This is a genomic window from Microbacterium sufflavum, assembly GCF_023101165.1.
In the GTDB taxonomy this organism is placed as follows: Bacteria; Actinomycetota; Actinomycetes; order Actinomycetales; family Microbacteriaceae; genus Microbacterium; species Microbacterium sufflavum.
On record NZ_CP078076.1, the window covers coordinates 1769512 to 1782715 of the forward strand.

The 13204-nt window shown below is 71.7% G+C and carries 13 protein-coding genes; 8 read left to right on the forward strand and 5 right to left on the reverse strand.

What is annotated here, in order from left to right; translation table 11 throughout:
• Window positions 1–16: 16 nt before the first annotated feature.
• The gene (locus tag KV394_RS08660) at window positions 17–784 is read right to left on the reverse strand and encodes a siderophore-interacting protein (protein ID WP_136045929.1); all 768 of its coding nucleotides are present in this window, start codon (window positions 782–784) and stop codon (window positions 17–19) included.
• A 105-nt stretch (window positions 785–889) separates the two neighbouring features.
• Between KV394_RS08660 and KV394_RS08665 the strand changes: the two genes are divergently transcribed.
• From KV394_RS08665 to KV394_RS08680, 4 genes are read left to right on the forward strand one after another with little or no spacing between them, the layout of a single operon-like run.
• A complete protein-coding gene (locus KV394_RS08665) occupies window positions 890–1885 on the forward strand; it encodes a siderophore ABC transporter substrate-binding protein (protein ID WP_136045930.1) in 996 nt (331 codons plus the stop codon).
• 50 nt (window positions 1886–1935) lie between these two features.
• The gene (locus KV394_RS08670; protein WP_247982817.1) at window positions 1936–2922 is read left to right on the forward strand and encodes an iron chelate uptake ABC transporter family permease subunit; all 987 of its coding nucleotides are present in this window, start codon (window positions 1936–1938) and stop codon (window positions 2920–2922) included.
• A complete protein-coding gene (locus KV394_RS08675) occupies window positions 2915–3958 on the forward strand; it encodes an iron chelate uptake ABC transporter family permease subunit (RefSeq protein ID WP_247982818.1) in 1044 nt (347 codons plus the stop codon). Before KV394_RS08670 ends, KV394_RS08675 begins: the two co-directional genes overlap by 8 nt.
• Complete coding sequence (locus tag KV394_RS08680) at window positions 3955–4710, forward strand: iron ABC transporter ATP-binding protein (RefSeq protein WP_136030605.1); 756 nt, start codon at window positions 3955–3957, stop codon at window positions 4708–4710. The genes KV394_RS08675 and KV394_RS08680 overlap by 4 nt, the downstream gene beginning before the upstream one ends.
• On the opposite strand, the gene KV394_RS08685 is transcribed toward KV394_RS08680, so the two are convergent.
• The 3 genes from KV394_RS08685 to KV394_RS08695 form a co-directional block, all read right to left on the reverse strand.
• Complete coding sequence (locus tag KV394_RS08685; protein WP_136030607.1) at window positions 4707–4904, reverse strand: hypothetical protein; 198 nt, start codon at window positions 4902–4904, stop codon at window positions 4707–4709. The two genes, KV394_RS08680 and KV394_RS08685, sit on opposite strands and share 4 nt — an antisense overlap.
• 50 nt (window positions 4905–4954) lie before the next feature.
• Entirely contained in the window at window positions 4955–5914 is a 960-nt protein-coding gene (locus tag KV394_RS08690) for a DNA-3-methyladenine glycosylase family protein (protein ID WP_247982819.1), read from the reverse strand.
• A 100-nt stretch (window positions 5915–6014) separates the two neighbouring features.
• Window positions 6015–6722, reverse strand: coding sequence for a winged helix-turn-helix domain-containing protein (locus KV394_RS08695; protein WP_136030611.1), 708 nt, complete (start codon window positions 6720–6722; stop codon window positions 6015–6017).
• 330 nt (window positions 6723–7052) lie between these two features.
• Between KV394_RS08695 and KV394_RS08700 the strand changes: the two genes are divergently transcribed.
• The 3 genes from KV394_RS08700 (at window position 7053) to KV394_RS17385 (ending at window position 11638) form a co-directional block, all read left to right on the forward strand.
• Window positions 7053–7361, forward strand: a complete 309-nt coding sequence (locus KV394_RS08700) for a GNAT family N-acetyltransferase (protein WP_136030613.1) — start codon at window positions 7053–7055, stop codon at window positions 7359–7361.
• Between the two features lie 110 nt (window positions 7362–7471).
• Window positions 7472–8641 (forward strand): exonuclease SbcCD subunit D, encoded by a 1170-nt coding sequence (locus KV394_RS08705; protein ID WP_247982820.1) that lies wholly within the window; start codon window positions 7472–7474, stop codon window positions 8639–8641.
• Window positions 8642–11638 (forward strand): AAA family ATPase, encoded by a 2997-nt coding sequence (locus KV394_RS17385; RefSeq protein WP_282187157.1) that lies wholly within the window; start codon window positions 8642–8644, stop codon window positions 11636–11638.
• A 6-nt stretch (window positions 11639–11644) separates the two neighbouring features.
• On the opposite strand, the gene KV394_RS08720 is transcribed toward KV394_RS17385, so the two are convergent.
• On the reverse strand, window positions 11645–12202 hold the full coding sequence (locus tag KV394_RS08720; protein WP_136032007.1) for a phosphorylase family protein: 558 nt from the start codon (window positions 12200–12202) through the stop codon (window positions 11645–11647).
• Between the two features lie 109 nt (window positions 12203–12311).
• Here KV394_RS08720 and nadE point away from each other — a divergent pair, with 109 nt between their 5' ends.
• On the forward strand, window positions 12312–13130 hold the full coding sequence (nadE, locus tag KV394_RS08725; protein WP_136045442.1) for an ammonia-dependent NAD(+) synthetase: 819 nt from the start codon (window positions 12312–12314) through the stop codon (window positions 13128–13130).
• Window positions 13131–13204: the final 74 nt, after the last annotated feature.

A 13204-nucleotide genomic window follows, 5' to 3' on the forward strand; every position in this document is an offset into this window, starting at 1 on the left:
GCGATCGCGGACGGTGTCAGTGGGGAGCGTGATACTCGGCTTCGCCCCGCTTCCAGTACCCCTTCACGACGGCCTTCGCGGTGTCGACGCCCCACCGGTCGAGCAGCGCGCGACCCGGCTTGACGATCGACTGCTCCGCCGCGATGAACACGAACGGATCGGTGCCGACGATGTCGTCTCCCGACAGCGACTCCAGGAACGCGATCAGCGCCGAGCCGGCCGGGTCGTCCCCGCGGTGCAGCCACTGCACCGGTACCGGGGCGGCGAGGTCGAGCTCGCCGCTCTCGGCTACGGTCTCGATCACGATGCGGGCCGGGGCGTCGTCGGGGATCAGCGCGGCGAAACGGCGGATCGCGGGGATCGCGGTCTCGTCGCCGACGAGCAGCCAGGAGCCGGGGGTGCCGGTGACGACGGCGGCGCCGCGCGGACCGCCGACGCCGATCTCGGCGCCGAGGGGCGCGGTGGCGGCCCACGGTGCGGCGACGCCCTGGTCGCCGTGCACCGCGAACTCGACGTCGAGCCAGTCTTCGCCCCACGCGAGCGGCGTGTACTCGCGGCTGGGCGCGGCGCGCAGTTCCTCCACCGACTCCACGGGGCCGTCCGGGAAGAACAGGCGCATGTGGTCATCGGCGCCGGGGGAGTCGAATCCGGCGAGGTCCGGCCCGGCGAGGCGCACGCGCACGAAGTCCGGGGCGAGCCACTCGCGCGCGGTCAGGGTGACGGTGCGGAAGCGCAGCTCGAGGCCGCGGCGCTCGATCGTGAAGCCGGATTTCGTATCGCTCATAAAGTAAGGCTAACCTAAAAAGCACGACGGATGGTTCCCTGCGATCCGCTCCGTCTGACCGGCGCCCTCGAGTGCGCGACCACCCCGCAGAACAGGAGTCTCTCCATGTCCGTGCCCAGAACCCTCACCGCCACCAGCGTCGCCCTGGTCGGCCTGCTCGCGCTCTCCGGCTGCGCCACCGGCACCGAAGCCGAACCCGAGGAGACCGCCGCCGCCTCCGGCACCGTGACCGTCGAGGACAACACGGGCGAACACGAGATCGCCACCCCGCCCGCCTCGGTCGTCGCCCTCGACAACCGCACCTTCCAGACCCTGTCCGACTGGGGCATCGAGCTCTCCGCCGGCGCCGTCTCCCTCATGCCCGAGACCGTGTCGTACGCGAAGGACGACGGCATCGTCGACATCGGCCTGCACACCGAGCCCGACCTGGAGGCGATCGTCGCGGCCGACCCCGATCTCATCATCAGCGGTCAGCGCTTCACGCAGCACAACGCCGCGATCGCCGAGCTCGTGCCCGACGCCACGATCATCGACCTCGAACCGCGCGACGGCGAGGCGTTCGACGCCGAACTCACGCGCCAGACCACCGTGCTCGGCGAGATCTTCGGCAAGCAGGACGAGGCGCAGAAGCTGGTCGACGAGTTCGACGCCGCGGTCGAGCGGGCCAAGGCCGCCTACGACGAGGCCGACACCGTCATGGCCGTCAACACCTCGGGCGGCCAGATCGGCTACCTCGCTCCGACCGTCGGCCGCTCGCTCGGCCCGATCTACGACCTCCTCGGCCTCACGCCGGCCCTCGAGGTCGACGACGCGAGCGATGACCACCAGGGCGACGAGATCTCGGTCGAGGCGATCGCGGCCTCGAACCCCGACTGGATCCTCGTGCTCGACCGCGACGCGGTGTTCGCGGCGGAGACGCCCGACTACGTGCAGGCCGCCGAGATCCTGGAGAGCTCCGAGGCCCTCGCCGGCGTCACCGCGGTGAAGGACGAGCAGATCGTCTACATGCCCACCGACACGTACCTGAACGAGAGCATCCAGACGTACACCGCGTTCCTGAACGACCTCGCCGACGCGCTCGAGAAGAGCGCCGACAAGTAAGGGCCGGGTGGCGGCGCCCGCGATCAGGGCGCCGCCACCGGCATCCCCCCATGACCTCTCCTCTCCTCGCCCCGACGCCGCGATCGTCCGCGCGGCTGTTCGACCCGAAGCTGCTCCTCGGGGTGCTCGTCGTCGCGGTTCTCCTGGCGCTCTCGCTCGTCACCGGCGTCTACGACATCGCCGGTGCCGACGACGGCGCGCAGATGTTCCAGATCACCCGCGTGCCCCGCACGATCGCCCTCGTGCTGGCCGGGGCCGCGATGGCGATGGCGGGCCTGGTGATGCAGCTGCTCACCCAGAACCGCTTCGTCGAGCCGACGACGACCGGCACGACCGAATGGGCGGGCCTCGGCCTGCTCGCCGTGATGCTGCTGGTGCCGCAGCCGTCCCTGCCGCTGCGCATGGCCGGGGCCGTGCTGGCCGCCTTCGTCGGCACGATGGTCTTCTTCGCCTTCCTGCGGCGGGTGGCGCTCAAGTCCTCGCTCATCGTCCCCATCGTCGGCATCATGCTGGGGGCGGTCGTCGGCGCGATCACCACCTACCTCGCGCTCGTCACGAACTCGCTGCAGATCATCGGCGTGTGGTTCGCCGGCAGCTTCACGTCGGTCATGCGCGGCCAGTACGAGATGCTGTGGATCGTCGCGCTCATCGGGGTGATCGTGTTCCTCGTCGCCGATCGGCTGACCATCGCCGGACTGGGGGAGGAGATCGCGACGAACGTCGGGGTGAACTACAACCGGATGATCCTGCTCGGCACCGTGCTGATCGCCGTCACCACCGGCGTCGTGACGGTCGTCGTCGGCAACCTGCCCTTCCTCGGACTGATCGTGCCCAACATCGTGTCGATGGTGCGCGGCGACGACCTGCGCAGCAACCTGCCCTGGGTCTGCCTGCTGGGCATCGCGATCGTCACCGTGTGCGACATCATCGGCCGCGCGATCATCATGCCCTTCGAGGTGCCCGTGTCGCTGATCCTCGGGGTCGTCGGGGCGGTCGTGTTCGTGCTCCTCCTGCTGAGGCAGCGTCGTCGTGGCTGAGCGGACGGCGACGGAGTCCCGGCCGGACGCGACGACCCGGTCGGCCGGTTCCTTCACGACGCCGCGCGCGCGCCGCCGCTACGTCGTGGTGCTGGTCGTGCTCGCCGTTCTCGCCGCCGGATCCGCGTTCGGACTCCTGGCGTGGGACAACCCGATGCCCGTCGGCACGCCGGGGTTCTGGCGCATCGCCCAGCACCGCGCGACCGCCGTGGTCGTGATGGCCGTCGTCGCCGTGGCCCAGGCCGTGGCGACCGTGAGCTTCCAGACCGTCACGAACAACCGCATCATCACGCCGTCGATCATGGGCTTCGAGTCGCTCTATCGCGTGGTGCAGACCACCACCGTGTACCTGTTCGGCGTCGCGGGGCTGGTCGCCGTCCAGGGGGCGGGACAGTTCGCCCTCCAGGTCGTGATCATGGTGGGTCTCGCCGTGGTCCTCTACGGGTGGTTGCTCTCGGGGCGCTACGGCAATCTCCAGATCATGCTGCTCGTGGGCATCGTGATCGGCGGAGGGCTGGGCGCGATCGCCACGTTCATGCAGCGGTTGCTGACGCCGAGCGAGTTCGACGTGCTCGCGGCCCGCCTGTTCGGCAACGTGTCGAACGCCGACCCGGCGTACCTCCCCCTCGCGATCCCGCTGGTCGCCGGAGCCTCGCTGCTGCTGTGGTCGCGGTCGCGTCGGCTCAACGTGCTCGCGCTCGGTCCCGACGCGGCCCGTTCCCTCGGGATCGATCACCGACGCGAGCAGTTCCTCGTGCTGACGCTGGTCGCGGTGCTCATGGCGACCTCGACCGCCCTGGTCGGTCCGATGACGTTCCTCGGGTTCCTCGTCGCGACGCTCGCCTACCAGTTCGCCGACTCGCACGACCATCGGCTGATCTTCCCGGTCGCGGTGCTCACCGCGTTCTCGATCCTCGCCGGGGCGTACTTCGTGATGAAGAACGTGTTCTACGCGCAGGGCATGGTGTCGATCCTGATCGAGATCGTCGGCGGCACCGTGTTCCTCCTCGTCATCCTCCGAAAGGGCAGACTGTGATCGCACTCGACGGCGTGCGCCGTGACTACAGCAGCGAGGTCGCGATCGGACCCGTCGACCTCCGCATCCCCGCGGGCGGCATCACCGCCCTCATCGGACCCAACGGCGCGGGCAAGTCCACGCTGCTGACGATGATCGGTCGGCTCAACGGCATGGACGCCGGCGCCATCGAGATCGCCGGACTGGATGTGGCGTCCACGAAGTCGAAGGACCTGGCGAAGGTGGTGTCGATCCTGCGGCAGGAGAACCACTTCGTCACGCGCCTCACCGTCCGCCAGCTCGTCGGGTTCGGGCGCTTCCCGCACTCCCAGGGGCGCCTGAACCGGCACGACGAGGAGGTCATCAGCCAGGCGATCGACTTCCTCGACCTCGGCGCGCTGGAGGGGCGCTACCTCGACGAGCTCTCCGGAGGGCAGCGACAGCGGGCCTACGTGGCGATGGTGCTCGCGCAGGACACGGAGGTCGTGCTGCTCGATGAACCCCTCAACAACCTCGACATGCGGCACGCGGTGCAGATGATGAAGCACCTGCGGCGGGCGGCCGAGGAGCTGGGGCGCACGATCGTCATCGTGCTGCACGACATCAACTTCGCCGGTCACTACGCCGACCACATCTGCGCCATGAAGGACGGGCGGGTGGTGGAGTTCGGCCCGCCCGCGCAGATCATGACCGACGACGTGCTGACCCGCGTGTTCGACACCGAGGTGCGGGTGGTCGAGGGACCCTCCGGTCCCCTCGCGGTGTACTACTAGAGCTCGATGCCGTGGTCTTCGTCGTTCACGCCGGCGTTGTGGCCGCGGCGCGACTCGTAGCCCAGGAACCACCCGAGCCAGACGATCGCGGCGAGCAGCACCCCGAGCCACACGTTCTGGAAGATGAGACCGACGACCACGCCGACGATCAGCAGGCCGAGGGTGACGGTGATCCGGAGCGCGGCGCGGGACATGGCCTCAGCATACGTCCCGGCGCCCCGTGGGCGTGCGGCCGTATCGCGGTTCAGCGGCGACGGTGGTCCTCGGGGGCGAGCCGGGGTCCGCGTCGCGGTTCGACCAGGCCGCTCGCGAAGATGAGCCGGATCACGCGCTGGCGGTGGCCGGACCACGGCTCCAGCAGCTCGATCATCCCCGCGTCGTCCGTGCGATGACCCGCGAGGGCGTGGCCGACCTCGTGCGCGAGATGGTAGTCGCCCACGCTGACCGCATCCGGGTCGCCCAGCGCGCGGATCCTCGTCTCGGCCGCGGTCCACACGCCCACGCCGGGCAGGCTCGTGAGCACGCGGTCGCGGTCCGCTCCTGTCTCCGCCGCCTGCACGGCCCGCGCGATGCGGTCGCCGCGTTCGGCGGCGCGCACGATCGTCTTGGACTGCGGGGGTTCGACGCCCGCGCGGTGCCACGCCCACGACGGGATGCGCCGCCACTGCTCGGCGGTCGGCGCGACGGCCATCGGGCGCGGGGTGGGGCCGGGTGCGCGGTCGCCGTAGCGCGAGACCAGGTAGCGCCACGCGCCGAACGCCTGCATCGAGGTGACCTTCTGCTCCAGGATCGCGCAGGCGAGCGCGTCGAACACCTCGTCGGTGCGGGCGAGCCGGATGCCGGGGTTGCGCCGGGCGGCTTCGGCGACGAGGGGGTGGTGCGACGGGTCGAACCCGGTGGGGTCGTCGGTCGCGCCGCAGAGCGCGGGGACGAGGGAAAGGGCGTGGTCGGCGCCGGGACCCCATGCGGTCGCCGTCACTGCGTTCCCCGCCATGCGCAGCGCGAGCGTGGACGGGCCCTGCGGAGTGCGCACCGCGCGCCAGATGACGTGACCGTCGAACACGGTGGTCGGGTCGGTGCCACCGCGGCGCAGCATCCCCACCGTGCGACGGAGGTCGAGCGGATGCGGCGGACGGTAGGCGGTCTCCCGCCGCAGGTCCGCCGGCACGGCCGCAGGGGGCGCTGACGGAGCGGTGAGGGTCATGCGCCCACCCTACGCGGCGCTCCTGACATCGGCTCCCGGCGTGCGCCGCGGCCCGCGGGGGCCGTGCTCGGCACGATGGCCGAGCCGCGCGGGCGTGCTCTCAGAAGCGGTCGGGCGAGGGGGTGCCGTGGCCGTAGCGGATGACGACGTCGGCGTGGCGATCGAACCGGTAGCCGATGCCGCGGACCGTCCGGACGATGTCCTCGTAGCGGCCGAGCTTGGCCCGCAGCCGGCGCACGTGCACGTCGATCGTGCGCTCGCCGGGGGCCTCGTCGTCCTGCGCCTGCCACAGGGCGGAGACCAGCTCGCTGCGCTCGATCGTGCGGCCCTCGCGGAGCACGAGGTACTGCAGCAGCTCGAACTCCTTGTACGTGAAGGCGGCGGACTCGCCGTCGATCAGGACGCGCTTGCGGGAGATGTCGACGGTGACCCCGGTCTCCTCCGGCACCGTCTCCTCTTCGGCTGCGGCCTTGGTCCTGGCGATCGCGCCGGGCTCCTGGAGGGCGAGCCGGACGACGTCCAGGTCGCGGCCACCCGAGCCGTGCGGGGCGAGGGCGACGGTCGCGTGCGTCTCGGCGCCGGGCGCGAGCTCGGCGAGGGTGCGGCGGAGGGCGTCGACGAGGAGCGGGAGGCTGACGCCGGCTTCCGCTGCCTTGATCTCGTCGAGGCCGACGTAGAGGGCGAAGCCGCGCGGAGAGCGGACGGCGGGGAGGTCGGCACCGGCGGTGGCGGCGGAGTCGCTGCCGGGGTGGACGGTGCGGACGGGGGCGGTGGTGGCGGGACGCTCGAGAAGGGCGGAGTTCGACATGATGATGGAGTCCTCAAGACGTGAGCCCGAAGCGACGGGGGCTCGGATGCGTTGCATGAATGACCGGCGGAGCCGGGAAGCGAGCAAGGGTGGATGCTCGAGACGCTGCTCCCGCAGATGGCGAGGAGTCAGGTCAGGCGGGGTGGCTGTTCGTTCAGCGACACATTCGGCAACACATGCCAACGCGACCGGGCATCATCATCCCGGCAGTCCCGTTCGCCTCCTGGGCGGACAAAGGGCGTGCGTTGGTGGTCATGGGGGGATTATGTCCGATCGTGACGACGCATGTCAAAACGCCCGGGCGTGGCGGAGGGGCGTAACGTGGCACGGATGACGATCTCGCACACCGTCGGCGGCTTCATCCTGACCGACGAGAAGGACGCATCGCGGTATACGCTCACGCGCGACGGGAAGCTGGTCAGCGTGCTGGACTATCGCGACGACGGCCACACGATCGCCCTGACCCGCGCCTTCACCGTGCCGACTTTCCGCGGCCATGGCTACGCGGGAATCGTGGTCGACGGCGCGGTCGCCGACATCGAGGAGCGGGGCGACCGCACGGTCGACGCGGTCTGCTGGTACGTGGCGGAGTGGTTCGCCGCGCACCCCGAGCGAGCCGGAGTCCTCCGCCGCCGCTGAGGCGCGAGTATGACGCCGTGTTACGTGCACGGTCGTGCTTCCTCCGGCCGGCTCGGCTGCCCGCGGCGGGCCTCAGACCGAATGTCGGAGGTCGTTCGTACGGTGTGAGTATGCGGATCCTGCACACCTCGGACTGGCACATCGGCCGGACCTTCCACGGCAACTCCACGCTGGAGGCGCTCGCCGAGGTGCTCGCCGCCCTGACCGTCCAGGTCGAGCAGGAGGGGGTCGACGTCGTGGTCGTCGCGGGCGACGTCTTCGATTCGGCGACGCCGTCCGCCGCGGCGTACACGCTCCTCGGCGACGCGCTGGTGGCGCTGCACGCCACGGGCGCGCGGGTCATCGTGACCAGCGGCAACCACGACTCGGCGGCGCGACTCGGCTTCCAGTCGCGGCTGCTGCGCGACGGCATCCATGTGCTGACCGATCCGCTCGCGATCGGGCGGCCCGTCACGATCGCCGACGACCACGGCCCCGTGCACTTCTTCGGCATCCCGTACCTCGAGCCCGCCATCGTGCGGCAGCACTGGCCGGAGGGTGACGCCGACGGGCGGCAGCTGCGCACGCAGGCACAGACCATGGCCCATGCGATGCATCTCGTCCGCGCGGGGATGCAGGAGCACGACGGGCGCTCCGTCGCGATCGCCCACTGCTTCGCCGCGGGTGTCGAGCCCACCGAGGGCCTGGAGCGCGAGGTGCGCCAGGGCGGCCTCGATGTCGTGCCGCTGAGCGTGTTCGACGGTCCCGACTATGTGGCGCTCGGCCACATCCACGGGCGGCAGCAGGTGAGCGAGCGCGTGCGGTACGCCGGAGCGCCCCTGCACTACAGCTTCGGCGAGCAGCACAAGCCCCGAGGGTCCTGGCTCGTGGACCTCGACGCCGACGGGCTCGCCCGGGTCGAGTGGCGGGAGCTGCCGGTGCCGCGGCGTCTCGTCACGCTCACCGGCAGCTTCGCGGAGATCCTGTCCACGGAGAACGTCACCGCCCATGCCGACGACTGGGTGTGCGCGGTGTACACCGATGCCGTGCCGCAGTCCGAGCCCATGCGACGACTTCGCGAGGCGTACCCGCACTGCGCCATGGTGCAGCACCAGCCGATCGTCACGGGTGAGACGGAGGAGCACTCGTACGCACAGCGCCTGCGCTCCGCGGTCACCGACGCCGACCGGATCGGGGCCTTCCTCGAGCACGTGCGCGCCGGGCAGGGCGCGACAGAGGTCGAGCGCGAGCTGATCCGCGAGGTGCTCGACGACCGCGTCCGAGCGGAGGCTCTCGTCTAGATGCGTCTGCACCGCCTGGAGGTCGAGGGATTCGGACCCTTCCGCGCACGCCAGATCGTCGACTTCGACGCGTTCGCCGACGACGGCATCTTCCTGATCGCCGGTCGCACGGGCGCCGGGAAGTCGAGCATCCTCGACGCCGTGTGCTTCGGCTTGTACGGCGGGGTGCCCCGGTACGAGGGTGGCGAGAAGCGGTTGCGCAGCGACCACTGCGAGCCGGACGACCCGTCGGAAGTGGTGGTCGAGTTCAGCACGCCGTCCGGCCGCTACCGTGTGACCCGGTCGCCGGAGTACCTCCGCCCCGCGCGCCGCGGTGGGGGCATGACGAAGCAGGCCGCAGCCGTCTCGCTCGAGGAGTCGACCGCATCGGGGTGGGTCGGCCGAGCGGCGCGCGCCGTCGATGTGGCACAGGAGCTCGATGAGATCCTCCAGCTGAGCAGGGAGCAGTTCCTGCAGGTGGTCCTGCTCGCGCAGAACCGGTTCTCGGAGTTCCTGCTGGCCGGAAGCCGGGACCGGCAGTCGCTGCTGCGGCGGCTGTTCGGCACCGAGCGCTTCGAAGACGTGCAGGCGCGCTTCGACGAGCGGCGCCGACAGGCCGAGCAGGCGCTGGGTTCGCGGCTGGCGACGGTCGTCGCGCGACTCGAGGAGGCCGAGCGCCTGGTGACGGACGCGGGCCTGGGCGGGGAGAACGGCGGCGGTGAGGACATCGGCGGCGAAACGACGGAGACCGCGACGACGCCCACTGTGCAGGATCGGCTCGACGCGCTCGGGCGCGCACTCGCTCGCGCCGAGTACCGCTCCGAGCGTCGGGCCTCGGAGCGTGCCGACGCCGAGCGGCGGTCGGCGGAGGCGGACGCGGCGCTGGCGGCGCGGCGGGAGGATCGCCGCGCCCAGGTCGAGCGCGACAGGGCACGCGCGGCCCTCGCCCGCCTCGACGCCGACGAGCCCCGGATCGCGGAGGCCAGGGTCGAGCTCGGGAACGCACGTGCCGCTGAGGCGCTGCGACCGACCATCGCGGCCGCGGCTCGCGCGCGTGAGGCCCTGGCGGAGGCTGTTGCAGGCGAATCGCGCGCCGCGGAGGAGTGGACGGCGTACGGCATCGAGGTGGACGACCTGGAGGCGTGGGTCACCGAGCGCCTGCGCGAGATCGGCGGGTGGGAACGCGCGGTCGTGCTGGAGCGGCACGCGACCGAGCGCGACGCCGAGCAGCGGGCCGCGGAGGCCGATACGGCCTCGGCGCAGGCGCGGGTCGAGACGGCCGAGACCGAGCGCGACGCCCTTCCGGTCCAGCTCGCCGAGGTGGAGGCGGAGCGTGCCGCCGCCAGAGACCTCGCCGCGGGGCGACCGGGGCGGGAGGCCGCACTGCTCGCCGCGAAGGACCGGTGGGATGCCGCCAGGACGGCCGAGCGTCTCGCCGCGGCGTGCGACGCAGCGGAGGCCGAGCTCGCACGGGTGACCTCGGAGCACGCGACGGCGCAGTCCCGGCTCGCGCAGCTGCGCCAGCGCCGCATGGACGGGATGGCGGGGGAGCTCGCCACGGCCCTGGTGGAGGGTGAGGCCTGCGCCGTCTGCGGCTCGACGGAGCATCCCGCGCCGGCCACCCACACCGACCCCGTCTCGGTCGACGACATCGCCCTGGCCGAGTCCGCCCGCGACGCGGCGGCGGCGGGGGAGCGCGCCGCCGGCGACACGTGCGCCGGGCTCCGTGCCGAGCTCGCGGCCGCGACGGCGAAGGCCGACGGACGCGATCCTGAGCGCGCCGAGCGCGAGTACCGGACCGCCGAGGACGAGCACACCGCCGCGGTCGAGGCGGAGCAGCGAGCGGCAGAGCTCGAGGCCGTGCGCGCCGATCTTCTGGCTCGGAAGGAGCGTCAGGACTCCGAGGTCGCGACGGCCGCAGCGGCGCTGGCCCAGGCGCGCGAGCACCTGGCGCTGCTGGTGCAACGGAACGGCGACGCGGACGAGCAGATCGCGCAGGCCCGTGGCGACGCGGGATCGGTCGCCGAGCGGATCGCCGAGACCACCGCCCGCACCGAGGTCGCCCGGCGGCTGGCGGACGCGCGCGCGGAGCGCTCTCGTCGAGAGAGGGCGGTCGTCGAGGCCGACCGGGAGCGCGATGCCGCGCTGCTCGCGTCGGTGTTCGCCGAGGTCTCGGATGCGGAGGAGGCTCTGCGCTCGTCGGCGGAGCAGGAGGCGCTCGACGCCCGCATCACTCAGCACACGGTGCAGCGGGAGAAGGAACGGGAGATCCTGTTCGACCTCGAGCTGAAGACGCTGCCCGAGGAGCCGATCGACACCGCGGCCGCGGAACGCGTGTCGAGCGAGGCCCGGGCGCTCTGGTCGGCCGCCGTCGACGCCGCGACCGTCGCCGCTGGAGACGCCGCCCGGTTGTCCGGACTCCTCGCCGCGGCCGGGGACGAGCACGCGCGCACGGCCGAGGACGCGGCGGAGTTCGAGGTGCTGAAGAACCTCGCCGACACGATCGCCGGGCGCGGCGCGAACACCCGCAAGATGACGCTCGAGACCTTCGTGCTCGCCGCGGAGCTGGAGGAGATCGTCGAGGCGGCCAACCGTCGCCTGCACGACATGTCGGAGGGGCGTTACCAGCTGCGCCACTCCGACGCACTGGCGGCGCGAGGGGCCGCGTCGGGCCTCGGGATCGTGGTGGCCGACGCCTTCACCGGCCAGACCCGACCTCCGCAGTCGCTGTCCGGCGGCGAGACGTTCCTCACGTCGCTCGCCCTCGCGCTCGGACTCGCCGAGGTCGTCACTGCGCGCGCCGGAGGGATCCGCCTCGACACGCTGTTCATCGACGAGGGCTTCGGCTCACTCGACGGCGACACGCTCGACATCGCCATGCGCACACTCGACGAACTGCGCCAGGGCGGTCGCACGGTGGGGGTGATCAGTCACGTGGAGGCCATGCAGGAGCAGATCCCCGCACAGCTCACCGTGCGGGCGCTGGCGAACGGTCCGAGCGTGATCGAGGCGCGCTGACGCGGGTCAGACCCCGTACTCGGCGCGGATGACGTCGCGCAGCTGGACGCTGCATCGCGCGACCGCGGCGCGCCAGTCGGTGAGGGCGCCGTCCTCGGCCTGATCGGAGACGGCACGGAACGCGCGGATCGGCACCCCGAACTGCCCGGCCACCCAGATGTACGCGTAGGTCTCCATGTCGACGAGGGCGGCACCGGTGGGCCGGATGACCGCGGTCACCTCGGCGTCCTCCACGAAGTGGTCTCCGGTCGCGATCAGCACGCCGTCACGGCCGGTGCTCACGCGTGCGGGAAGCGACACGTGCTGGCCGGAGACGCCGTCGAGGTCGGTCACGTCGTGCTGGAATGCGGAGCCGATCTCGTGGACGGTGGCCTCGAGCCCCGGCTCGATGGCCCCCGCCGTTCCGACGACGACGACCTCGTCGTAGCGCCGGGCGTCGAGGGCGCGGGTGAGCGCGTAGGTGGCCTGCAGCTTGCCGGGGCCGGTGACCAGCCGGTCGAAGCCGTCGAGCTCGTCGGGGAAGGCGGACAGTTCGGACGCGAGCGCGGCGACGAGGAGTTTCACTGCCTCATTCTCTCAGGTCTCGGCTGGATGCCGCGTGCGAGCGCCGCGCCGCCGCCCCGCCGCTGCGCGGAGGGAGGATACTGGGGCCAGGCGAAGAGCGGAGGATCACGTGTCGTTGCAGAAGCAGATCGCGGAAGACCTGGGTGTCCGGCCCGACATCGACCCCGAGTCGGAGGTGGAGCGGAGGGTCGGCTTCCTCGCGGACTACCTGCGCACGACGGGTGCCAGGGGGTACGTGCTCGGCATCTCGGGCGGTCAGGACTCGACCCTCGCCGGCCGGCTCGCGCAGCTCGCGGTCGAGCGCGTGCGGGCCGAAGGCGGCGAGGCCACGTTCCTGGCGGTACGGCTGCCGTATCGCGTGCAGCACGACGCGGACGATGCGCAGGCCGCGCTCGACTACATCGCCCCGGACTCCTCGGTCGAGGTGAACATCCAGAACGGCGTCGACGGCGTGGAGCGCGACATCGAGGCGGCGGTCTCCGGCGACATCACCGACTTCAACCGCGGCAACATCAAGGCGCGACTGCGCATGGTGACGCAGTACGCCCTCGCGGGACACGACGGCCTGATCGTGATCGGCACCGACCACGCGGCCGAGGCCGTGACGGGGTTCTACACGAAGTTCGGCGACGGCGCCGCGGACGTGCTGCCGCTGTCGGGCCTCACGAAGCGACAGGGCCGCTCGCTGCTGCAGTTCCTCGACGCGCCCGACCGGTTGGCGCTCAAGGTGCCCACGGCCGACCTCCTCGATGGCCAGCCCGGACGAGCCGACGAGGACGAGCTGGGGCTGACGTACGAGCAGATCGACGCGTTCCTGGAGGGGGAGGAGGTCGACCCTGACGTCGCCGGTCGCATCGAGTCGCGCTACCTCGCGACCCAGCACAAGCGCCACCTCCCCGTCACTCCCGACGACACCTGGTGGCGCTGAGGCGTCGAGGGAAGGGCGCGGTCGCGCTCGCTTTCGCCCGTGTCGGATGCCGCGGATAGTGTCGAAGCATCCGA